Origin of the sequence: Bradyrhizobium sp. CCGUVB23 (genome assembly GCF_024199885.1) — a bacterium.
Lineage (GTDB): Bacteria > Pseudomonadota > Alphaproteobacteria > Rhizobiales > Xanthobacteraceae > Bradyrhizobium.
The window spans coordinates 4,766,265-4,787,198 of record NZ_JANADQ010000001.1; the positions used below are offsets into that span (position 1 = coordinate 4,766,265).

Genomic DNA, 20,934 nt, shown 5'->3' on the forward strand with positions numbered 1-20,934 from the left:
CCAGCACGAATGCATTTCGGACGTGGGGGCCTGATGACTGTAACGAAATCATTTTTGCAAGACTTGGATGAGGCCGTTCTTCGGGGATCGGCCGAGGCCCGCGAGAAAGCGTTGCGGTATGCGACTGACATGCTGATAATCGGTCGCTATAGCGACGACGAGATTTGGACTTTTGGTGAGATAATCGGACGGTTGGCCGACGCGATCGAGATCGCGGCGCGTGCACAGCTTGCCGAGCGCCTGGCGAGGGCGACTCAGGCTCCAATCAACGTCGTCAACAAGCTTGCTTTTGACGATTCAATCGAGGTGGCGGCGCCGATCCTTCAGCACTGCGAACGGCTCGACCCCAGAACGTTGATTAGCAACATCAGAACCAAAAGTCAGTCGCACCTGCTGGCGATTTCCAAACGGAAGTCCATTCCCTCAGTTGTGACCGATGAGCTTGTGACGCGCGGCAATCGGGAGGTCGTGACTTCGGTGGCCGCGAACAACGGGGCCTCCCTTTCGGACTTCGGTTTTCTGCACATGATCAAGCGCTCCGAGCGCGATTCCATTCTCGCCGAGCACCTCGGCGTCCGAAGGGACATCCCGAGACAGCTGTTCCAGCAGCTCATCGCGAAGGCATCAGCGGACGTCAGGCGCAAGCTCGAACGCGAGCGTCCTGACCTGGTTGGCCAGATTCAGACTTCCATAACTGAGGTCGCAGGATCATTGCATTGCAAGTTCGGGCCAGCAACGAAGGACTATTTCGACGCGAAGAGAACCGTGTCGGCCCGGTATCAACTTGGCGAGTTAAGCGAGAGCAGCATTCTCGAATACGCGCGAGCCCACAAGATCGAAGAAGCCACTGTGGGACTGTCCCTATTGTGCAGCTTGCCTGGCAACGTAGTCGAGCGGGCACTAGCGGACAGAGAAATGACGCTGATTCTGGCCAAAGCCCGTAACTTCAAGTGGGAAACCGCGATGGCGCTCCTGTTTCTCGCCGCCAAGGATCATCGCATCAATGCTCGCGATCTGGACAGCATGAAGGAGGAGTTCGCGCGTCTCAACACGAAGACGTCCCAAGACGTGTTGAGCTTCTATCAAGATCATAAGCAAGCGATGGCCGCGCAATCAGACCAGCGTCGCTTGCCCCGATCTTACGCGATATGAGCGTCGATGCCGCGTTATGCATCACTGCAAATCAGGCGGCAAGTGCTGTGGCGGGTCAACAGCGCCGCGCGTCCAGAGCCGCCGCCTTGCGATCAACGGTTTAGGCAACGGTTCCCCTGTCCCTGAAAGCAGGTGCCTCCGCGCAAATTGATCGCGCGCCAGGGGAAGCTCCACGGTCCAAAGGAACTTCTCATCGCGTTTTCTCTTACACGCGCGTACTCGGTGGTCCCGAGAGGAGTACGCAAGATCATGGATCAGCCGACCAGCCCTCTTCAAATCGCAATCCTTCTCTATCCCGGTTTTTCTGCGCTTGATGCGGTCGGACCGTGGGAGGTGTTGTGGCGCATCCCCAACACGGACGTGAGGTTTGTCGGCAAGGACGAAGGACCGGTCGTCGCGGAGGGCGGCGCGCTTCTGCTCGGAGTCACTCATACGATCGAGGAAACCATGTCTCCCGATCTGGTACTTGTTCCTGGAGGAGCGACCACGCCGGGCCAGATGGTCGATGACGATGTGCTCGACTGGCTTCGCAGGGTGCACCAGACGACGAGATGGACCGCATCGGTCTGCACGGGTGCATTGATCCTGGGGGCCGCGGGAATCCTGAAGGGCTCTCCCGCCACGACGCACTGGTACAAGATGGGCGTACTTCGGATTATGGGCGCGAAGCCCCAGCCGGACGGACGCATCGTGCGCTCGGGCAAGATTGTTACAGCTGCTGGCGTATCGGCAGGTGTCGATCTGGGGCTTTGGTTGGCCGGTGAGATCGTCGGCCAGGAGCAGGCGGAAGCAATTCAGCTGGTCATCGAATACGACCCCCATCCACCATTCGACGCTGGCCACATGAGTAAGGCATCCAGGCAGGTGCAGCGCCTCGCCAAGGAAATGATGGAGCACAGCATCCCTGCAGACCAGCGTCGCCTTGTTCCGAAAATTGCCTGGAGGCGCCTCATTGATCTGGTTCGCACCGGCAAATAGCAGGGCTCTGTTGCAGCTCCGGCGCTCTGCCTTGAGCTGTTGAGAGACACGAGCTGCACCGGTGTTCGAAAGAACCGGGATATCAACTGCGCCAAATCCGCAACGGGGGTGCTGCAGAACAGGCGGGCCCGGAGAGGCGCCTGCCCCTCATTGGCGCAGCCGCCTGACGCGAATGCCATGGGCATCGCGTCAAGGCTCCGTCGCAAAGCGGAGTGGGATGGCGCGAGAGGAGATGCGGCAGGTTGCCCTATCGTGCTGTGGTGCAGAAACGGCGCGCCACGGCCGATGAAGATGGGCACTACTGCTTCGCCGTGTCGCTATGATGCTTGAACTTGCTAAGCGTTCCATCTGGGATTTCACGCTACGCCCTGTCGAAATTCGCCGCGAGCGTGCCGATGGGCCGCCAAGCCTCCACGACGAGTGCGCACATCTGCCCCTCGATCCGACTATCATCAAACCGTTTGGACAGGGCGGCTGCAGCCGCTTCAGTCGCTTCGTCCAGGCGGCCCGGATCGCGCTCCTCAATCTGATTTCGTAGTGGGGTGCCCTGACAGAGGCCAATGGCAGCCGCGCGTGCTGATTCCGCGCGGCTGTGCCGCTTCACTCTCTCCATGTCGATCCGCTCAAACCCAGCGGCATTAAGCGCCTCCCGGATCTCGCTGCTGTCATGATAGCCGTGCGGCACCTGGGCGAAGAAGCGTGGTGGGTCATCGGGGAAGAATCCGGCAACCGCCTCGGTGACGACATGCGTGAATTCATTCTCCATGATGTCGGTCCAGACGTTGAAGAGCAGCCGACCGCCTGGCTTGAGGACACGGAACGCCTCGCGGAACGCGCGCGCCTTGTCCGGGAAGAACATAACGCCGAACTGGCACAGAACGGCGTCGAACACGTCGGCATCGAACGGCAGTGAATTGGCATCTGCCTGCCGCCATTCGACAGGGCGCCCGGTGAGACGTGAGGCGGCCAAGTCCAGCATGGGTTGATTGAGATCCGTTGCGACGATCTCAACGGACAAGGGCAGCGTGCGAGCGAGGGCGCGGGTGACGACGCCAGTCCCGGCGGCGATCTCCAGGAGGCGCCCGTGGTCGAGCTTGCCGAGCCGCGACACTAGGTCCTCCGCGTAGGGCTCGAAGAATATAGGGACGAGCGTACGGTCATAAATGAAAGGAATTGGTCCGAAAAACCCGTTGGGGGCAGCGGTACTTGCCATGGCTGGTCCTTTGCATTTGTGTGAGCTTCGGAGAGGTAATTCTTTCGCCAACTTGCACCGTACAAGCTCGGAGGGTCTCCATTACCTTGGTTGGAGAGCCATTAATGAGCGACAAGCGTCGCGCTGCTGACCGGCCTACTCCGGCCGACCCTCCTCAAGCTGTTTTCGTGAAAACCTTGGTTTCATCAGGTTCTTTACATCAACCGACTTGCTTTGATCGCACTCCTTCGATCAAGCGGCTGGCGTTCACAGGCAGGAGGATTGAATGCAGGAGCCAAACCGGAGCGAGGCCGAGCACAAGCCCGTAGGCAATAAATGCCAGATTGCTGCCAACCGCAGCGGGATCATCCGCCTTTGACAGAAGGTGACCAACACGAGGCCCGCGGCGAGATAACCGATCGCATCCGAAAGCGTCATGGGCGCCTCCATATGAGCGCGCGTCACAAAGGCCGCGTCTTGGCCAGAAGGGAACGAGCATCGGTATGCGCGTCCGGTGCCCCTCATAAGTTTGACCGAAGGCAGCGATCAGGTCGCGCTCCTCGAGCTACGCGGCAGTAAGGATGTAAACGGTGCCCACGACCGCGAACAGGAGGTGGCCGGCTGGCATGGTCGGTGCGGCCGAGCAGGCAACCAGGAATCCTGGTATGAGCGAGTGGCGCACCAGCCCGTACAGCAGCGGAATCTTGAATGCGGTCACCTTTGATACGTCGCCCGGCTGTTAGGGGCTGCAGTGCAAGCGAAGTGCCGGCGCAGCGCGTTCCCGAATGAGAGCATGGGCTTGCTCCTTGTACACGAACTAAGTTCGGCCATGTTCGCGACCATGGGGGCCTCTAGTCCGCACCGTCCTCCTTGGCGCGCGCGATCACCTTGTTGGCAACGGCAATGGCAAGCTCGCGACCCGCAACGATGTCGCTGCGATAGTGAATGCCGGCCCAGATGCGCGACTCGGCCGCGCGTTCGCCCAGCGCTGCAAGAGCCTGCGCATCGCGCGGAAACAGATAGCCGAGCACGCGGGTGATCGAAATCGACGCGCAGGCATGCGCCGCCGGATAACTCGGGTGGTTGGGCGTGGCGAACACCGGCTTGACGTCGGAGTCGAGCTGGAAGGGACGGATCGCCCAATAAGCATATTTAGCATCCCAGCAAGCGATGCTCACGTCGTAGAGCGTCACAAAGGGCAGCACAAACGCGCGCGCGGCGCGCGGCGGGTTGTCGTCGAGCCGGTACTCCAAGGTCTTTTTGCTGAGCTGCTCGTTCCAGTATTGGTAGGCCCGCAATCCACCCACTGCGGCTTCCCAGAACATCGCCTCGTTGTTGGTTTGCGGCGTGCGCGGAAAATTCTTGAGTTCGGCCTGTTCCGCCGCCTTCTCAGGTGAATCGTATGGGAGCGGCGGTCCGGGACGGAATTCGTCTGGCCGCGACAGCACCCACGGTTTCCAGGTGCCGTTCAACGGCAGGACCGGATTTATGCCGGTCCACTTGCCGGGACCCGTGGGCACCGAACCGGTCCATTTGGCGTCGGTGCCATCAGACTTTCCGCGCGCGATCACCAGTGCGGCGATCTCTTTCCCCAACGTCATGCCCGCCGCGATGTCGCTTGGGTAGTTCACGCCCGCGACCAGCCGCGAACGCGCCGCCTCTTTGGCGAGCTCCCGGAAATAATCGGCGCGGGCGGGAAAGATGTAAGCCAGCACTTCCGACGCAGCCCCGGCTGCAACCGCATGCTCGGCCGGATACGACGGGCTCGGCGGGTTGGGTATTGCGGTCGCGAGCGACGCGCTGACTGCGCTCGGCCGCGGCCGCTTGTAGGCGTATTTGCTGTCCCAGGCGGCAACCATCGCGTCGTAGATCGCGATGTGCATCAGCGCCAGGTCGCGTGCCGCGATCTGCCAAGTCGTGCCAATCTTGAGATGTTCGGCAACCGCAATCTCGCTCCAGCGATAGGACGGCGAGCCCGTGTCCCAATAGGCAACACGATCGAGCGCCGCGTGATCGCGCGTGGTCGCGACCTGGGAAAGCTCCTCCTGTTCCTTCGCAGTAGCGGTCTGATCCGGCGGCGGCGGAACGCGAAGTTGCGCGGCGGAGGCGATTACCCATGGCTTCCACGCCCCGGCATGCGGCTCGATCAATCCCGTTTCATCGGCACGCGCGGACAGCAAGCTTGCGACCAAAAGCATGAGCGTGTGGATTACGATCCGCATGATATTCCTCCCTTGTCGACTTGGCGTCTTGGGTAGGACGTTGAGTCGAGAGCTGCAAGTCGCTGCCGAAGCAAGCGCCGGCCAGCTCCAGAATCGTTTCGCGGTAAAGCTGCTCCGCGCGCTTCCTGCAGAGGCCGATGTCAATTGAGCCGCAATCATCTCGACGCACCTCGATGTCGATCTTCATCGCGTTCTCCTGCATTCGACGAAGTGATCCGCGCGGGGCGCGCGCAGCTCCTCCCGCGAGCCGGGCGCCTTACGCCCTCCCGCACCTCATTGCCTTGCCCGAGCGCGCGGTCATTCGTCTTCGAGGATTACCACGGTTCGGCGGCGATCAATGTCGTCCATTTCACACTGAAGCCGTGACATCGCTCGCAACGGTAGGTAGCTGCGGGCCTTCGGACAAGTCTGTTTTTCGAACTCGTCAAATGTCCGCGAAAGTGGTTCAATGGCGCGCATGCAGAACGGCTACAACCAGTTTTGTCCGATTGCGAAAGCATCAGAGATCCTGGCGACACGCTGGACGCCGCTGATCCTGCGCGAATTGATGACCGACAGTCATTCGTTCAACGACATCCATCGCGGCGTGCCGCTGATTTCGCGCGCTGTCCTGACGGCGCGATTGCGCGAGCTGGAGCAGCAGGGGATTATCGAGCGCCGCGCGCGCGAGGGAGCAAGCGGCCGCGAATACTGGCTCACGCCGGCGGGTGACGCTTTTCGCGCGGTCCTCGACCAGTTGGGCCGCTGGGGCCTCGTTCATGCTCGCGACCGCATCCAGCCGACTGATCTTGATCCAACCATTTTGCTGTGGGCTTTTCGCAAGCGCGCCAATCTCAAGGCGCTACCGGATCGGCGCGTGGTGATACGCTTTGAATTTAGCGGCGTGCCGGCCAACCGCACGAAGTTCCGCGTGCTCTGGCTGGTGCTCGAGCGATCGGGCGTCGACGTCTGCGTCAAGGATCCCGGCTTTGGCGTCGATCTTGTCTGTCGCGGCAACATCGCCGAATTCGTCGCCGTCTTTCTTGGTTACAAGACCTGGCGGGAAGCCGCGGGACGATCGCTGTTCGTTGATGGTGATCGGCAATTGGCGCGAAAACTGCCCAGCTGGATCAGGCTCGACAAGGTAGTTGGGCGCGATTTCCCGGTGGTGCGGCAGGCGGCCTAGGCGCGATCTGGCCATTTCTTCGCCGGCGAACGGCTGCTCTGGCTGCGCTTACAAGAGGCTTAGAATACCGCATGAGGACTGGTGTGGACTACGGACGGTGGATCGCATGGTATCGTGCAAGATCGTAAATTGGCGCGCCCGACACGATTCGAACATGGGGCCTTCGCCTTTCGGAGAGGATTGGACCTTAACCACACGACTAATCTGTATTAGCGCACAGCATCTTTTGTATAGCGCGTGACATGCGCACCCCTTGGGTATGGCGGCCCAGAGTCGCACCCCTCCCGGCCGTGAAGAAAGCGCCTGGGTCCACTGGTAGGTACACTGGCAAGTCGTCATTCAAAAAATGATGGATTTTCAGTTGGATAGGCGAGGGTTCGATTCCGCCCCTGGGCACCAGAACTTCTACCCACCAAATGTCGGTGGTTCGATTCCCGATCTGACGCCACATGAAGCGCTATGGAACGCGGTGAGCGACCGCGACCAACTCTCACATGGGTAGGAATCTGGGTAGCTGGGATACGGTGCCGTTCGCGCTACCCAGGAAATTTGTCTGTGGTTCGAATCCCGGTTTCTATCAACACGGGTGCTGTTGCGCACGCTCCCGCATATGGTTCAATAACGTATATTAGCTAGTCCGTTCGTGTGTGCCCGTCGTGACTAGCGCGGGCACGTACGAGCGCAATTACAATGAGAGATATAAAGTTTAGAGGATGGACAGGAGAGCGAATGCGTTTTGGATGGGGCTGCCTCACAAACGAAAGCAGCAAGTCGCTCATCGTCATTGACGAGAACGATCACTATCCAGAGCCGGTGACACTCATGCAATTCACCGGCCTACGAGACAAGAATGGCCGTGAAATTTATGAGGGGGATGTGATCGAGAAGAAGCAGGGCGACAAGAGATTCCGATATGACGTACGTTTCTCAAACGGAAGTTTCGGAATTGAGTTTCCGCCCCCATCATATCTCTGGCGTGCATTCTGTGATTTGCCCCGCGACAACTACGAAGTCATCGGCAACATCTACGAGAACCCGGAACTCTTGAAATGAAAAAGGGCGGCCTCTCGACCGCCCGTACGCTAGGCCGAGATCTTCAACGCATTCATCACAGGGGAACCAGCAGACCGGGCTTGAGGCCCAAATCCTGCAAAGACTCCTGGCAAAGATCTCCGACAATCTCCACAACCGCGTCAAGCTCGGGATACACCCGCTTGAAGTGGGCGAGGGCTTGTTGGTCGTCACCAACCGCTACGGCGAACAACCGCCGCGTACGGAAGACCCCACTTGTGTCCTTCGGGGTTATCCGAACGACGCGGCCTGGCGCGGCATGTGCTTCATCGGTCATGCGCGATAGGTGGCATGGGCTGCGGGCGCCTGCAACCGGCGCGGCGACCGATAACGCCGACACGGATGTCGCCGAAGAATATCAGCCATGTCTCGCGGTGGGGATCGTCCTTGCTGCGGCGGCGGGTGAGAGCGGGCATGCCGCGATCAAAGCTGCGCACGACCCTGCTGGCAAATTATCAATAGCTCGTGGATCGGATCGTCGCGCGTCCACCGCCAGTCGTGGCTGAAATCCGCCCCAGCCTGCGGCCGCGTGAGCGCAATTTCAGCATCAGCGAGCGGGTGAGTGGATCAACTTGGCTCGCACAACCCCCAATACAGAAAACGGAAGTGCACTTCCGCATTCCGCGGCGGAGGCGATTGCCCGCATGCTGGTGAGGGTCACGCTATATGCATGGGCCTGCGGCGGTCTCTAGCGACGAATCCTCCAGTCTGAGGAGCGTGGTCAAGCATGGTGATTTGCAGGACGATCTGGCGCGGCCGTCCCGGCGTGGCGGATGCGTTCCGCTTGGGAATGGAGTTGTCCTCGTCACGCACGGTGCGATCAATCGTGGAACTTGGCGAACCCGAGCTTGCCTCGCGGCGGATCGGAAACCGTAAGCCGCGCGTCCCGCTCGATCTCGCAATCAGATCGGGTTCGTTCCGTCGCGCGCGGATTAGCCCTCCCAGGAGTGACAGCCGGCAGGCATCCACCAGCGGTTGGCGGGATCGTCTGCTGGAATCACCAGCGCCTCGAATGGCGTTATCACAGCGAGCGCGCCCCGTGGGTGCGAGGAGCGCCTGCTGGAATGGACTCCGCACGATTGGCGGTTCTAAAGCAACTCGTCGAGTTCTTGCAGAGTCCGCAATAACACGACGATTCGGCCGCTCCTGTTTGAGCAGCCTCTTGTGAACTTTCACTCTGAAGTTCTACTGGCAGACGTGCATATGGCCGTCGTCGCCCTTCGTCACGGTACCGGGGTCGCAGACGATCCCGTAACGGGCCTTGTAGGCAGCCCACCCGTTAACGCCGTACCAAGGGCCATTCCCGTAGTAAGCCCTTTGCAGGTAGAATGGCTTGGTTTCGATGCCACCGTAGGGCCCAGTACCTCCGTAACCGGGACCAGCGGCGACTGGCGTGCCAGCCGCGCTTGCAAGGCCGGCGTAGTTAGCCGCCATCGGGCCTGCAATGCCGGCCGCGTCGTACCGGTACGGGCCTGCGCCGTACTGGCGTGTGCCACGTGGTGCGACGTACGTGCCGCCGTAGGGCCCAGTACCGCCGTAACCGGGACCAGCGGCGACTGGCGTGCCAGCCGCGCTTGCAAGGCCGGCGTAGTTAACCGCCATCGGGCCTGCAATGCCGGCCGCGTCGTACCGGTACGGGCCTGCGCCGTACCTGTGCCCATGCCCGCGCGCGTACCCGGCCCGCCCGTCTTGCGCCTGCGCACCTGCGATCGACAGCGAAACACCGCTTTGCTCAGACCAGTGGAAGGAGAGCAGTGCCGCACACGCGAAGGTCGAGGCAATTGCTAGATTTCTCAGCCTCATCTGCTTCATGGATTTGGCCTCCACTATGACCTGCCCGCTTGGAGCGCTGCTCTTATTACCAGCGCGAGCGTTGCGCTAGATCAAAGGAAGTTCATCGGATTGCCTCTTTGATAAGGCCAGCGGCACTGACGCACTGCCGCTTCCGCATCGGCTCACCACGATGAAGATCACAGCGGCCACACCGTGTCACGAAGCTTTCCCAGCCCGATTTTTTGATGGGTGCGACGGGGTCAGTGGTGCAGTGTGCCTCCTGCGGTATGTCCCGGCATCTAGCTAGGCTACGCTGCTCGTTCGACGGCCACCGTCCACTCAGGGAACTACACCTACCGCCTTCAAAGCGACACTCTTGATCGAGATCAAAAGCTAGCCGTGACGCATCCCTCATGAAATGAGTAGACACACAATCGCGCTGCCGACTCTGTCATCACCCCAGCAAAGAATCGGCAGAGAGCGCGGCCTCGGCGTCTGGCTCCAGCGCCGAGGCTGCTCTGTGGGCTTAACCGCCCCCGCAAGCGCGCCCGCTGCTCGTCCGCGCCGAGGCCGAACAGTCCGAATGCTGTGCCGCTCGACCCGGATGAAGGCCACTCCCCTTGATCAAGGTTGTGGATCAAACCGCGCCGGCCGTGCGAACATTCTGCCCTGCGATGGAATGGAAACGTTCATGCTGGTGTGCGACGTCTTTGTGATTGCCCTCAGCATCAAGCCAGTGCGCTAGCGACGGACGGCCATCATCGTCGGCGAGCTATCGCTTGTGAAGATCGCGCCGCGCTTGCCGCAGGCCTTCCAAACCGAGGTTCGAGGTCGGAGAGCCGCAGATCATCCGACCATTGCTCGACCATCGCTCGTTCTGGCTTGACGCTATGGCTGCACTTGTCGGCGCAGAATACGATCAGGCAGCGCGCGCCCCTCTCGCGCATTTCGCCGAAAGCGATAACCCGTCTGCAGCGCGCAATCCCGCCCCCGGTAAGCCGGGATTGAGTGCGGTCAGGTACTGCTACCCGTTACTGACACGTTTCTTCGTTAGCCGCGGATGGCTGATCGACTGTCCGGCTGGACGCCAAAGCGGTGGCGCCGACACAAAAGGCAATCCAAATGGCGCTGCGGGCAATCCGGTAGCCGCTGCGGCTCTGCCTCGACAAAATCACAGCCGTCGGCTACTGCCGTCGTGCGTTTAGCTGCGTCTACTGCACGCGAGCAACAATCGGGGGCTTCCACTGCCCATCGATCACGGATTTCTCTGCCCGGTAGGCGCGGATATAGAGCGAGAAAGCTCCCTCGGGTGCCGGCAGCCAGTTGCTTTCCTTGTCGTGCCGGGCGATTTGGCGCTCGCATTGAGCGTCAGCGAGCCGTCCGCGTTGAACTTCAGGGTCTTGTTCTTGGTGCCGAGCGAATATCGGTTCAGCCCGTTCGGATTGAAGAAATGTTCCGCGTCGTACAGAGTGAGTGACGAGAACCCATTTACAGGTGGCACTTCGCCCTTTGCGAAAGTGATGGAATAGGTGTTCTGACCGCTCAATTGTTTTCCTTGGCTGTCATCGTCGGTGTAGATGTACTTCGTTTCCTCGGGCCGATTGTCGTACATGTTCGACTTGGCGGTGCCGGTTCGATTGAGATAGTCGGTGCCCCATTCGGCATTGTTCACCGGCGAACGGGTGCAGCAATTCGGGTTTCGGTGCCGGCCTGTCTACTGCACCATAAACCGCGAGTGATACGGCAGGTTGGCTGCGCCCACCGCCTTGGGCGCGATGGAGTTGGCGCCATAGAGGAACTGCACCTCAGGTACTTCCTCATGAAGCTCGGAGCATAGGGTCTGTCCTAGTTTCGGTGGTGCGTAGCTCGATATGACCACGGACTTGAAACTGACAAAGCTCAGGAGGGAACGAATTGATCCGACGAGCTGGCGGCAGCACATGCGACGCCATTCGGCGTAGTATTCGGCAGCAGCCCTCGGCAGGGTTTCGGATCCGACGTCTTCCAGCACCAGCCCAAGCCGCTTGAATTCCTCTCGCAAGCGCAGCAGCCCGACGTCATGACTCATGCCGAACCTGCCGCTGTGGATTTGATAGTTCAGAACGAGACGACTGTGCAGGTGTGAGCCCAGATAGAAGAAGAGGAAATCGGGCAAAGAGCGCGCCACTCCGAACAGGCTTTCCCCGCCTGCAGCCGCCGTTATGTCATCCTGGATGTAAACGGACAGATTGAGCGCGCTCTCAATGCTGGCCTGGAGATCGATTAGATCGCTGCCTAAAAGGTCTCTCACACGATGCGAGCCTGTCTCGTTGGGGGCCGCCAGTCCGATACCGGCAATGCGGGTTCGGCTCGAGGGTGGAAGCGCCGCTAGAGTTTCCTGGATTTTCGCGGCGAGCGCGCCGGATCCATGCAACGTGGAGTATGGATGCGCGGCGTGGTGCTGCACGTCGCCGACAAAGTCGATGACGGCAATATCGGCGGCGTTCTCGCCGAAGCTTACGCCGATCGAGAAGGCTCCTTTGGGATTGAGCGACAGGGGAATTGCCGGCGGCCCGACCCGACCTCGCTGCGCCTCACCCTTCGAGACCAGACCTTCCTGCTCCAATGAACGCACGATGACAGATACTGTTTGCGCGGAAAGGCCGGTTTTTTCGCCGATTTCGAGGCGCGAAATTCCGGCGCTCTGCAAGAGCAATGAGAGCACAAGGCGTTCATTGTAGCTTCTCACGCTTGGCGCATTCAGGCCGCTCGCCCGGTCTGCGATCCGCAGCGGGTTCGGTGGCGCAAATCGCATGTCAGGCAAGGAACTGCTCCTCTCGGAAGACCTCAAGCAGAGGTTCGCTCAACGCTGATGCTCAGCAACGGACCATCCGATCGCTTCGATCTCTTGTGCCAGCGCGATACCCAGCGCCCGATGTGCATCGACGTTCAAATGAAATCCGTCTGCTTCGTCGCATTGGCAAACCGCTCCGGCGTTGAAGAAATGCACGCCGAGGGAATCCGCCATGATTTCGAATTCCAGAGCGAGTTGCCGTGACTTCTCTGGTCCGCCGGCAAAGATCGATTTCCATTCCTTGATGTCGTCCAGCATTGGAGGAGGGGCCACGATCATGATTTCCGGTACACTTCCACCTGGGCCAGGCGCCAGCTCCCGTATGTCGTAGATCAGGCATCCCATTCCCATCGCGACCTCGGAAGCGGGCTTGTTGAAGCGCACCTTGAGGTCATTTGTGCCCAGCATGATGATCACGAGATCCAGAACCGTGTGGCTCTGGATGCACGGGCGCAGATAGGTGCGGCCGTTCTTGTGCGCTCCCTCAATCGGATCGTCGTGGACGGTCGTTCTCCCGCTCAGCCCCTCTTCGATCACGTACCATTTCGATCCAAGCTCGGCCTGAAGCACGCCCGGCCATCGGGTCGGACGATCGTAGCGTTCGAGAGGTCCGCGGCCAGGAATTTGGCCGTGAGTATTGGAATCGCCGAAACATAGAACCGAACGCACCGGCATGGTTCTGAATCTCCGTGCTTTTTCGGCTCGTACATTGTCTCCGCAGTCGAGAGTGTGCAACAAATCAATTGCTCATTCAATCTGAATAACTATTGACAGGTGCTGTGTCGCCGTGCACTCGTAAGCTCGCGGCGGACTGAAAAGCCCGTCAGCATGGGAGTAGAACGCCAAGAGGCAGCTCTTCGTCGCGAGGAGCCGATCCATCAACTCGAATGGATCTGACAACGTCCGCCCTGCGATGTCGCGGGAGGGCGCGCGCCGACCTGCGCTCTGCTTCCCGCCAGTGAAAAGAATTGCGCATCGCACGCGGAGAGAGGGATTCATGCACCAAGGACTAAAATTACTCGGAGTTGGGCTAGTCGCTGCGACGTTGGCTGCCTGGACGGAAGCTCGCGCGCAGGAAGTCAAGCTGATGGACGGCGTCACGCCACGGCCCGGCGATGAACGCACGACGGCTGCGGACAAGTTCAAGAAGAGCGCTCCGTGGAAGATCGGGATGAGCCATTTTGGCGTGAACGCCAACACCTGGACGGTCCAGATGGCACATGACGCGGAAGCGGCTGCGAAGCTCGACAAGAGAGTCGGTCAATTCATCCTGCTCGATGCCAACATCAGCCAGGCCAAGCAGGTCGCCGACATCGAAGATCTTATCGCGCAGAAGGTCGATGCGATCATCGTGACGCCGCTGACGCCGACCTCTGCCGACGCCGGCATCGAAAAGGCAGTCGCGGCGGGCATTCCCGTCATCGTCCATACCGGTCTGACCGAGACCGACAAATACACCGTCGACATCCAGGGCGGAGGCGTCCACTTCGGAAAGGTGATGGGAGATTTCCTTGTCAAGCAGCTTGGCGGCAAGGGAAATATTTGGGTCTTGCGTGGACTTCCGGCGCACCCCGAGGACATCAACCGCTACAAGGGCCTCTTGGAAGCGATCAAAGGTACAGACGTCAAGATCATCGCGGAAGATGCCGGCAAGTGGCAATATGATGTCGGCAAGCAGGTCTGCGAGACCCTCTATCTGAACAACCCGAAGGTCGACGGTATCTGGTCATCGGGTGCCGATATGACCCGCGCCTGCGTCGATGTGTTCCAGCAATATGGTGCCAAGATCCCGCCGATTACTGGCGAAGGCAACAATGGCTTCTTCGCCCGGTGGATCGAACTCGGCTTCCCCTCCATCTCGCCGGAGTACGGTCCGGAGCAGGGGGCAGCCGGCGTGCGCGCCGCGGTCGCTCTGCTCGAGGGCAAGCAACTCCACAAGCGGTACATCTATGAGCCCGAAGGCTGGGACCTGGAGAAAGCCAAGAAGTACTATCGCAAGGATCTCAGCGCCAATGCCTGGTTTCCGACCAGCCTGACCGAGCAGGATCTCCAGAAGTACTACGGCAAGCACTGATCTTTGCTGGTGCCGGCGCTCTTTTTAAGCGCCGGCACTACCGTCCCCCTATGCAAGCTTTGGATCGAAGCGATGACCGTACAGCCGCTTGTCCAGATGACATCAATCTCGAAGACGTTCGGGGGCATTGCCGCGCTCGAAAACGTCGATTTTCAACTGCTTCCCGGATCAGTCCATGCGCTCATGGGCGAGAACGGGGCCGGCAAATCGACCCTCATGAAGATCTTGGCAGGCGTCATTCAGCCAGACGGCGGCATGATTCGGAAGAACGGACAAATCGTCCGCTTCGTCTCACCTCGTGAGGCGCTCGATGCCGGAGTATCGACGGTGTTCCAGGAACATTCGCTACTTCCTAATCTGTCGATCGCCGAGAACATGTACCTCGGCAAAGAGCCGGTTACAAAGTTCGGCGTAACCGACACGGCTTGGATGGAGAGGAAGGCGAAAGAGATTTTATCCGAGCTTGGCCTGAAGCTCGATCCGGCAACCCTCGTCGGAAATCTTTCGATCGCGGAGAGGCAATTTGTAGAAATCGCCCGCGGCATCTCGGCACGCGCCGACGTCGTTATTCTCGATGAACCAACGGCTGCGCTTAATGCCGCTGATGTCGATGTTCTCAACGCTCAGATTCTGGCCCTCAAGAAGCAGCAGAAGGCGGTCGTCTACATCTCTCACCGCATGGAAGAAATTTTCAAGATTTGCGACACCATCACCGTGTTGAAGGATGGTCGCAACGTAGATACCGTGCCGGTTTCAGCGATCCGCCCCAAGCAGTTGATCGCCATGATGGTCGGCCGGGAGCTGAGCGAGTTGTTTCCGCCCAGGTCGAACCGAACGGAGGGCGAAGTCGTTCTCTCGATTGAGGGTCTTCGGCTGACTCCGGAAGCTACGCCGTCGTCGATCATGCTCCGGCGCGGCGAGATCGTGGCGCTCGCAGGCCTCGAGGGCCAGGGGCAGCGGGAGCTTGTCAGGTCGCTCGTCGGACAATACACGCCCCACGGCGGCAAGGTTGCCGTTAGAGGACAGGAGTTCGCCTTCCCGCTCTCAGGAGAGCTCGGCATTCGCGAAATGCAGGCGCTAGGCCTTGGCTTTGTTCCCGAGGACAGGAAGCTCGAGGGTTTGTTTCTTGACCTTTCTCTCGCCCACAATCTCACCATTGGACTGCACAGCCGGCATTTCGAACTTAAACCGGCATCGGCTCATCGCGAGGTGATCGCGAACTCCATGAAAAGCCTCTCGATAAAGGCCTCTAGACCGTCGCTTCCGGTGAACGCTCTGTCTGGCGGAAATCAGCAAAAGGTTCTTCTTGGACGATATCTCGCATTGGGGGCCGACATACTGATCATTGAAGAGCCCACACGAGGCGTCGACGTGGGCGCAAAGGCAGAGATCTACAAGCTCCTTCGCGACTACGCGAACGCCGGCGGTTCGGTCGTCGTCCTTTCGAGAGAAACTCTGGAGCTGATCGGTCTTTGCGACCGGCTGTATGTCATCCACGACAAGCATGTCGTTACCGAGATGCCCGCCGAATCGGCTACCGAGCACGCCATTCTCGAAGCGGCCCTACATAGTTGAGGTGAAAAACAACCGAGATGAGCCAGCTTGGTCGCTTATTTGTTGGAGCAAACTCACGGCACGGGTTGTGGACGGTCCCGTTGCTCGTCGCCCTGGCCTGTTCCTTGGGCTTGGCATTTTCGACCAATGAATTCGTGAGTTCGCAAAACATTCTCAATCTAGTTGCTCAGGCGGCGCCGCTCATCCTCGTGAGCATCGGGCAGATGATCGTGATCCTTGTGAGAGGTCTTGATCTGTCGGTCGGCTCCGTCGTCAGCCTTACGACCGGAATCTTGTCGCTCAACGCCCCCGTCTATGTTTCGGTGCCGGGGGTCATGCTCGCGGCCGTCGTGATTGGGCTCCTAAACGGAATTACGGTAACCACTTTTAGAGTGCATCCGATCATCGCAACACTGTCCATGATGGGCATCGTGCAGGGCATAACGATGTTTGTCCGGCCCTCTGCTGGCGGCTCCGTCCCATCGGAGATCCTCTTTCTCGTGAGCGGCAAGCTATTTGGCATCTACATGCCTGTCATATGGGTCATCGCCGCAATATTGGTGGCTTGGAAGGTCGTGCACGGCTCCCGCTTCGGCTTGCACCTCTTTGCGATCGGCGGAGGTGAAACAGCGGCTACCTTTGGCATCGCCGAGCGGCGCAACGTCCTCGCAGCCTACGTCCTGAGTTCCTGTTTCGCTGCTGCGGCCGGCATCTTCTTGGCGGGCCGCATCGTCTCGGGTGACCCAAACATCGGGACGCAATATGCGGTTGATTCGATCACCGCCGTTGCGCTTGGCGGCACCCAACTCGCCGGAGGAGTCGGCAGCCTCCACGGCACTGTCATCGGCTGCGCGCTTCTCGCAGTTATCGCAAATGGCATGAATCTTCTCAATGTCTCGGCCTTCATCCAGACCATCGTGAAGGGGCTGATACTACTCGCAGTCATATCGCTTCAGCCGCGCAAGACGATTGGACTGTAAGTCATGAAGCGACTTGACGACCTGTCTCGCGCCGCGTTGCGAATACCGCCTTCCTACATCGTTCTCCTGGTGCTCCTTGTCACCCTGTGGATGATGCGGCCCAACCTGATGAACGTCGCGATCCTGGGTACATTCGCGCGACAGGTCGTGCCGCTCGGTATCGTCGTTCTCGGTCAACTGCTCGTAATCTCCTCGCGCTCCATCGACCTGTCCGCTGGTGGAGTTATTCTGTTCGTCAACTACCTGATTTCTTCTGGCCTCCTTTACGAATGGCCGATTCTTTTCGTTGTTCTTCTGTGCCTAAGTGTCGGGCTTTCGGTCGGTCTTTTGAACGGGCTTCTTGTCGGCAAGCGCCGAGCATCCGCCGTCATCGTGACGCTTGCGGTGAATATCATTCTGATCGGGTTGGTTGAATATCTCGCGAATGGGAAGCCGCCGGGAGATGTCCCGGACCAGTTCCGCCAACTCTATAATTTGCGGTTCGGGACACTCCCGGCCCCAGTCATCTTTTGGTTCGTGCTTGCCGGCGTGATGAGCGGCTTTCTCGGAAGAACCGTGTTCGGCAGATTCGTGTGGTCGATCGGCAGCAATCCAATCTCCGCACATTTTTCGGGCGTGCCGGTCGAACGCACCGTCGTGCTTGCGCACACGATCTCGGGACTCATGTCTGCCGTGGCTGCACTGGTCCAAACATCCTCGATAGCGGTCGGAAGCGTGCGGTTCGGACCTGAACTCGTCATGAATTCGATCGCGGCAACTATTCTAGGCGGCGTGGTCTTCGGCCGACCCGCCCAAGTCTGGGGTCCATTTGTCGGCGTCCTCTGCTTCGCCCTTCTGTTCGTAGTCATGACGACTATGGGGGTGCAGGAGCCAGGCAAGCTCATCGCCCAAGGGCTGATCATTCTCCTCGCCGCGATCTTCTACGGCGTTCGCTCTAAATCAAACTCGTGAGGGACCGATGACGAAACGTATCCTGTGCTTTGGAGATTCACTTACCTGGGGCTGGGTTGCCGTCCCGGAGGGCTCGCCGACGACGCGGTTTCCCTATGCGGAGCGGTGGACGGGAGCCATGGCAGCAAAGCTCGGGCCCGACTACGAGGTCATCGAGGAGGGGTTGAGTGCACGCACGACGTCGCTCGATGATCCAGCGGATCCACGACTGAACGGGTCCGCCTACCTTCCATCCGCCCTTGCAAGTCATCTTCCGCTGGATCTCGTCATCATCATGCTCGGGACCAACGATACGAAGAGCTATTTCCGCCGCACGCCTTACGAGATCGCGGTCGGTATGTCCAAGTTGGCGGGACAAGTGCTCACTTCTGGCGGCGGAGTAGGAACAGTGTATCCCGCGCCCAAAGTGCTCATCGTTTCGCCGCCGCCACTCGCCGATTTGCCGGACCCGTGGTTTCAGGGAATGTTTGAGGGCGGGCGCGAGAAGACCATCGAACTCGCCAGCCAGTACAGATCGCTCGCTGCTTTCCTTAAGGTCGATTTCTTCGACGCGGGAAGCGTGATTTCGACCGATGGAGTTGATGGAATTCATTTCACGGCCAAGAACAACGCCGATTTGGGGGCAGCGATTGCCGGAAAGGTAGCGAATATCTTTGCCGCCACTACGAAGCGCGAGACGGTGCTAACCTAATCCGTACTCCCGAAATAAAAGATGGTGCCTTGCCCGATGGGATCGGTTGCAATCAGCCGACTGTGCGAATTGCGCCGCGGCCTCGCCGCGTGCGCTCCGGGGGGCGACATGGGACGCTCCTCGCGAACCGGTCATGGACTCCCATGACCGGAGTCCGCACTTCGCAAGCGCGGGCTTTGTTTGCGCTGACGCTTTGGGCGCGGCTGCGTCGGCGGCATAAGTCAATTTCCCGATATCTGGGCGTGGTGCTGTCGAATTGGCAGCTCGCCTGTCGCTTTCCCGATAAGTGGAATGAGGCCTTCTGGATCGTTGTACCCGCCATCGGCGTCACGGGGTTAATGGCCTCAATAGTGCTGCTGCTTGGACGATAAGGAGAACCGCCGTCCAGGCGCGATGCGGCGCAAGCGCTTGCAGATATTATATAGGTATTTCAATCATATATGAGTTCTCAGTTTTGTTCTGAATGGCGCACCATCCTCAGCCCGCTGCGCAGGTCGGGCGTGGCGAGCCATCTGATCGGATGCCGGTTCGTTCAGGTAGCCACGCACATCAGCGCGCCAAGCAGCAGTGCCAGCAAAAGAAGGCACATGCTTGCCGCAGGCCATTGGGAAAGAACCTCATCTGTCCTTTCGACGAGGTAGCCGAGGGCGAGGCTGCTGCGTCGGACGCGGGTGGCCCCTGTCATGATTGCCTTCCCGGAGGTCGAAGACGCCAGCGGATGCGGCCAAGGGCTGAGCAGGATCGCAATAACCACGCCGCCCAGCACGGGTAAGAGCAATTTGGAAAGTATCCCAGGTCCGAAGAGGGAGGATGTCATGTCGGACGGAATTGGCAGATACAGTCCCAACGGCACGAGGCCAAGCAATAGCGAGCAGAGTGACAGGACGAGTGGCGCCGCGTCCCGAATGCGCGATGTAGGGCCGGCCAGGGCGATCGGCTTGTCTGAAGCCGCAAGCGCATGAGCCAGGACGAGCACGACATAGGCGGCCGTGAACATCCCTCCGGCCTGGAGCACAATCTCCCACCACCACTGCCCATTCTCGTTCGCCGACCGGAGCAGCAGATCCTTCGCAAGGTACGCGCCACTGAGGGGAACGCCCATCAACGCGATTCCGCCGAGCGCAAAGGCCAGGACGTTCAGGGGCGAGGCCCGTGCAACACCGCCCAGCCCCGTGATGCGATCGTGGCCAAGCATCGCATAGATCGACCCCACGGCCATGAACATTGCGGCCTTCGCGGTAGCGTGAGAAACGGCCTGGAGTAGGCCGCCCGCCAAGGCGTCACCACTCGCGAGACGGCCCGAGGCATCGTACGCCAACGGAAACATCAGGAAGAGATAGCCGATCTGGGCCAGGGTGGAATAAGCAATCAGGAGCTTGAGACGCTCCTGGCGCAGGGCCACCATGCTTCCGACCACGATCGCCGCCGCGCCGAGCGCACCGAGCAATTGCGTTGCCGCAAAGCCGGGCAGGCCGGGCAGGACGTTGAACCAGAGCCGCACGACAATGAAGAAAGATCCCTTCACGACTAGGCCGGACAGAATCGCACTGGCCGCAGCCGGTGCTCCTGCGTGGGCGGGCGGCAGCCACAGGTGCAACGGGAAGAGCGCGGACTTCGCCAGAAGGCCCGTTGTCATCAATGCGGCCGCAACAAGTGCGGCGGGCTCCGCGCCAACGCGACGCGACAGCAACACGATGTCGAGCGTGCCGTGGAGACCATAGAGCAGTGCCGTGCCCACCAGATAGAAGACCGAGCCGAGCAAGGCGAACAGCAGATATCGCAGCGCCGATCGCAACGTCTCCGCGCGGCCGTCGAGCGAGACCATTGGAACTGCGGCGAATGTCAGCAATTCCAGGGCAACGTAGAGGGTGAACAGATCCCCACCCAGGAAGATCGTGTTCAGCGCCCCCCAGACCGCCAATAGCAATATCCAGAAAGCGAACGGCGCGCGGGTCTCGGCCGCAGGGACGGAGAAATCAGCCGCGGCGTAGATGGCGACCGCGCAGATCACGATTGCAGTCGTTGCCAGCATGACGGCCGACGGCCCGTCTGCGCGGAGTGCTACTCCCAGCGGTGGTGGCCAGCCGCCGAGCAGGTAAACCAGTGGGCCTTCATTCTGCGGCAGCGCCAGGAGAATCGCTCCGGCAATCGCCACCCCGAAAGGAATGATCGTGTGTGCGACCAGCCTGACGTACCGGCCGCCCAGAACGAAGGCCAGCAAGACACCTGCGATCGGCACGACAATCGACAAGACCAGCAGGAAGCCGCTCGTGGTCGTTGCTGCATCCGGCGCCGGGG

Annotated in this window: 18 protein-coding genes; 9 read left to right on the top strand and 9 right to left on the bottom strand. The window is 60.0% G+C overall.

Features of this window, described 5'->3' with window-relative positions:
* Positions 1-33 precede the first annotated feature (33 nt).
* Together NLN62_RS21965 and NLN62_RS21970 are read left to right on the top strand one after the other, a co-directional pair.
* A complete protein-coding gene (locus NLN62_RS21965) occupies positions 34-1,152 on the top strand; it encodes a DUF2336 domain-containing protein (protein WP_254110167.1) in 1,119 nt (372 codons plus the stop codon).
* A gap of 249 nt (positions 1,153-1,401) precedes the next feature.
* Positions 1,402-2,130: a DJ-1/PfpI family protein gene (locus NLN62_RS21970; RefSeq protein WP_254110168.1), complete on the top strand. Its 729-nt coding sequence runs from the start codon at positions 1,402-1,404 to the stop codon at positions 2,128-2,130.
* Positions 2,131-2,491: 361 nt separating this feature from the next.
* Here the strand turns inward: NLN62_RS21970 and NLN62_RS21975 are convergent, their stop codons facing one another.
* From NLN62_RS21975 to NLN62_RS21995, 4 genes are all read right to left on the bottom strand, one after another.
* Positions 2,492-3,241, bottom strand: coding sequence for a class I SAM-dependent methyltransferase (locus NLN62_RS21975; RefSeq protein ID WP_371933007.1), 750 nt, complete (start codon positions 3,239-3,241; stop codon positions 2,492-2,494).
* A 348-nt stretch (positions 3,242-3,589) separates the two neighbouring features.
* Positions 3,590-3,760 (bottom strand): hypothetical protein, encoded by a 171-nt coding sequence (locus NLN62_RS21980; RefSeq protein ID WP_254113882.1) that lies wholly within the window; start codon positions 3,758-3,760, stop codon positions 3,590-3,592.
* Positions 3,761-4,173: 413 nt separating this feature from the next.
* Complete coding sequence (locus NLN62_RS21990) at positions 4,174-5,544, bottom strand: vanadium-dependent haloperoxidase (protein ID WP_254110170.1); 1,371 nt, start codon at positions 5,542-5,544, stop codon at positions 4,174-4,176.
* Positions 5,480-5,731, bottom strand: coding sequence for a hypothetical protein (locus tag NLN62_RS21995; RefSeq protein ID WP_254110171.1), 252 nt, complete (start codon positions 5,729-5,731; stop codon positions 5,480-5,482). The genes NLN62_RS21990 and NLN62_RS21995 overlap by 65 nt, the downstream gene beginning before the upstream one ends.
* A gap of 261 nt (positions 5,732-5,992) precedes the next feature.
* Between NLN62_RS21995 and NLN62_RS22000 the strand changes: the two genes are divergently transcribed.
* Both NLN62_RS22000 and NLN62_RS22005 read left to right on the top strand, forming a co-directional pair.
* Positions 5,993-6,709, top strand: a complete 717-nt coding sequence (locus NLN62_RS22000) for a helix-turn-helix domain-containing protein (protein ID WP_254110172.1) — start codon at positions 5,993-5,995, stop codon at positions 6,707-6,709.
* 690 nt (positions 6,710-7,399) lie between these two features.
* Positions 7,400-7,762, top strand: a complete 363-nt coding sequence (locus NLN62_RS22005) for a YopX family protein (protein WP_084801304.1) — start codon at positions 7,400-7,402, stop codon at positions 7,760-7,762.
* 1,203 nt (positions 7,763-8,965) lie between these two features.
* Here NLN62_RS22005 and NLN62_RS22010 read toward each other — a convergent pair.
* The 4 genes from NLN62_RS22010 to NLN62_RS22025 all read right to left on the bottom strand — a co-directional run bounded on the left by NLN62_RS22010 (position 8,966) and on the right by NLN62_RS22025 (position 13,061).
* A complete protein-coding gene (locus NLN62_RS22010) occupies positions 8,966-9,214 on the bottom strand; it encodes a hypothetical protein (protein ID WP_254110173.1) in 249 nt (82 codons plus the stop codon).
* A 1,594-nt stretch (positions 9,215-10,808) separates the two neighbouring features.
* Positions 10,809-11,225: a DUF1214 domain-containing protein gene (locus tag NLN62_RS22015; protein WP_027520706.1), complete on the bottom strand. Its 417-nt coding sequence runs from the start codon at positions 11,223-11,225 to the stop codon at positions 10,809-10,811.
* 42 nt (positions 11,226-11,267) lie between these two features.
* Entirely contained in the window at positions 11,268-12,281 is a 1,014-nt protein-coding gene (locus NLN62_RS22020) for an ROK family transcriptional regulator (RefSeq protein WP_254110174.1), read from the bottom strand.
* A 114-nt stretch (positions 12,282-12,395) separates the two neighbouring features.
* Positions 12,396-13,061 carry an SGNH/GDSL hydrolase family protein gene (locus NLN62_RS22025; protein WP_254113619.1) on the bottom strand — a complete coding sequence of 222 codons (666 nt, stop codon included), beginning with the start codon at positions 13,059-13,061 and terminating at the stop codon, positions 12,396-12,398.
* Positions 13,062-13,383: 322 nt separating this feature from the next.
* Here NLN62_RS22025 and NLN62_RS22030 point away from each other — a divergent pair, with 322 nt between their 5' ends.
* From NLN62_RS22030 to NLN62_RS22050, 5 genes are all read left to right on the top strand, one after another.
* Positions 13,384-14,460 carry an ABC transporter substrate-binding protein gene (locus NLN62_RS22030; protein ID WP_254110175.1) on the top strand — a complete coding sequence of 359 codons (1,077 nt, stop codon included), beginning with the start codon at positions 13,384-13,386 and terminating at the stop codon, positions 14,458-14,460.
* A 72-nt stretch (positions 14,461-14,532) separates the two neighbouring features.
* The gene (locus NLN62_RS22035; protein WP_254110176.1) at positions 14,533-16,035 is read left to right on the top strand and encodes a sugar ABC transporter ATP-binding protein; all 1,503 of its coding nucleotides are present in this window, start codon (positions 14,533-14,535) and stop codon (positions 16,033-16,035) included.
* Positions 16,036-16,115: 80 nt separating this feature from the next.
* Positions 16,116-16,994 (top strand): ABC transporter permease, encoded by an 879-nt coding sequence (locus NLN62_RS22040; protein ID WP_254110177.1) that lies wholly within the window; start codon positions 16,116-16,118, stop codon positions 16,992-16,994.
* Between the two features lie 3 nt (positions 16,995-16,997).
* A complete protein-coding gene (locus NLN62_RS22045; RefSeq protein WP_027520700.1) occupies positions 16,998-17,945 on the top strand; it encodes an ABC transporter permease in 948 nt (315 codons plus the stop codon).
* A gap of 7 nt (positions 17,946-17,952) precedes the next feature.
* Positions 17,953-18,636 (top strand): SGNH/GDSL hydrolase family protein, encoded by a 684-nt coding sequence (locus NLN62_RS22050; RefSeq protein WP_254110178.1) that lies wholly within the window; start codon positions 17,953-17,955, stop codon positions 18,634-18,636.
* Positions 18,637-19,168: 532 nt separating this feature from the next.
* Here the strand turns inward: NLN62_RS22050 and NLN62_RS22055 are convergent.
* Positions 19,169-20,857: a complex I subunit 5 family protein gene (locus NLN62_RS22055; protein WP_254110179.1), complete on the bottom strand. Its 1,689-nt coding sequence runs from the start codon at positions 20,855-20,857 to the stop codon at positions 19,169-19,171.
* Positions 20,858-20,934: the final 77 nt, after the last annotated feature.

Coding starts and splice junctions, on each gene's coding strand:
- NLN62_RS21970 (WP_254110168.1), top strand. CDS start 1,402: ATGGATCAGCCGACCAGCCCTCTTCAAATCGCAATCCTTCTCTATCCC.
- NLN62_RS22050 (WP_254110178.1), top strand. CDS start 17,953: ATGACGAAACGTATCCTGTGCTTTGGAGATTCACTTACCTGGGGCTGG.
- NLN62_RS21965 (WP_254110167.1), top strand. CDS start 34: ATGACTGTAACGAAATCATTTTTGCAAGACTTGGATGAGGCCGTTCTT.
- NLN62_RS22045 (WP_027520700.1), top strand. CDS start 16,998: ATGAAGCGACTTGACGACCTGTCTCGCGCCGCGTTGCGAATACCGCCT.
- NLN62_RS22030 (WP_254110175.1), top strand. CDS start 13,384: ATGCACCAAGGACTAAAATTACTCGGAGTTGGGCTAGTCGCTGCGACG.
- NLN62_RS22010 (WP_254110173.1), bottom strand. CDS start 9,214: ATGGCGGCTAACTACGCCGGCCTTGCAAGCGCGGCTGGCACGCCAGTC.
- NLN62_RS22035 (WP_254110176.1), top strand. CDS start 14,533: ATGACCGTACAGCCGCTTGTCCAGATGACATCAATCTCGAAGACGTTC.
- NLN62_RS22025 (WP_254113619.1), bottom strand. CDS start 13,061: ATGCCGGTGCGTTCGGTTCTATGTTTCGGCGATTCCAATACTCACGGC.
- NLN62_RS21990 (WP_254110170.1), bottom strand. CDS start 5,544: ATGCGGATCGTAATCCACACGCTCATGCTTTTGGTCGCAAGCTTGCTG.
- NLN62_RS21995 (WP_254110171.1), bottom strand. CDS start 5,731: ATGAAGATCGACATCGAGGTGCGTCGAGATGATTGCGGCTCAATTGAC.
- NLN62_RS22005 (WP_084801304.1), top strand. CDS start 7,400: ATGAGAGATATAAAGTTTAGAGGATGGACAGGAGAGCGAATGCGTTTT.
- NLN62_RS22000 (WP_254110172.1), top strand. CDS start 5,993: ATGGCGCGCATGCAGAACGGCTACAACCAGTTTTGTCCGATTGCGAAA.
- NLN62_RS21980 (WP_254113882.1), bottom strand. CDS start 3,760: ATGACGCTTTCGGATGCGATCGGTTATCTCGCCGCGGGCCTCGTGTTG.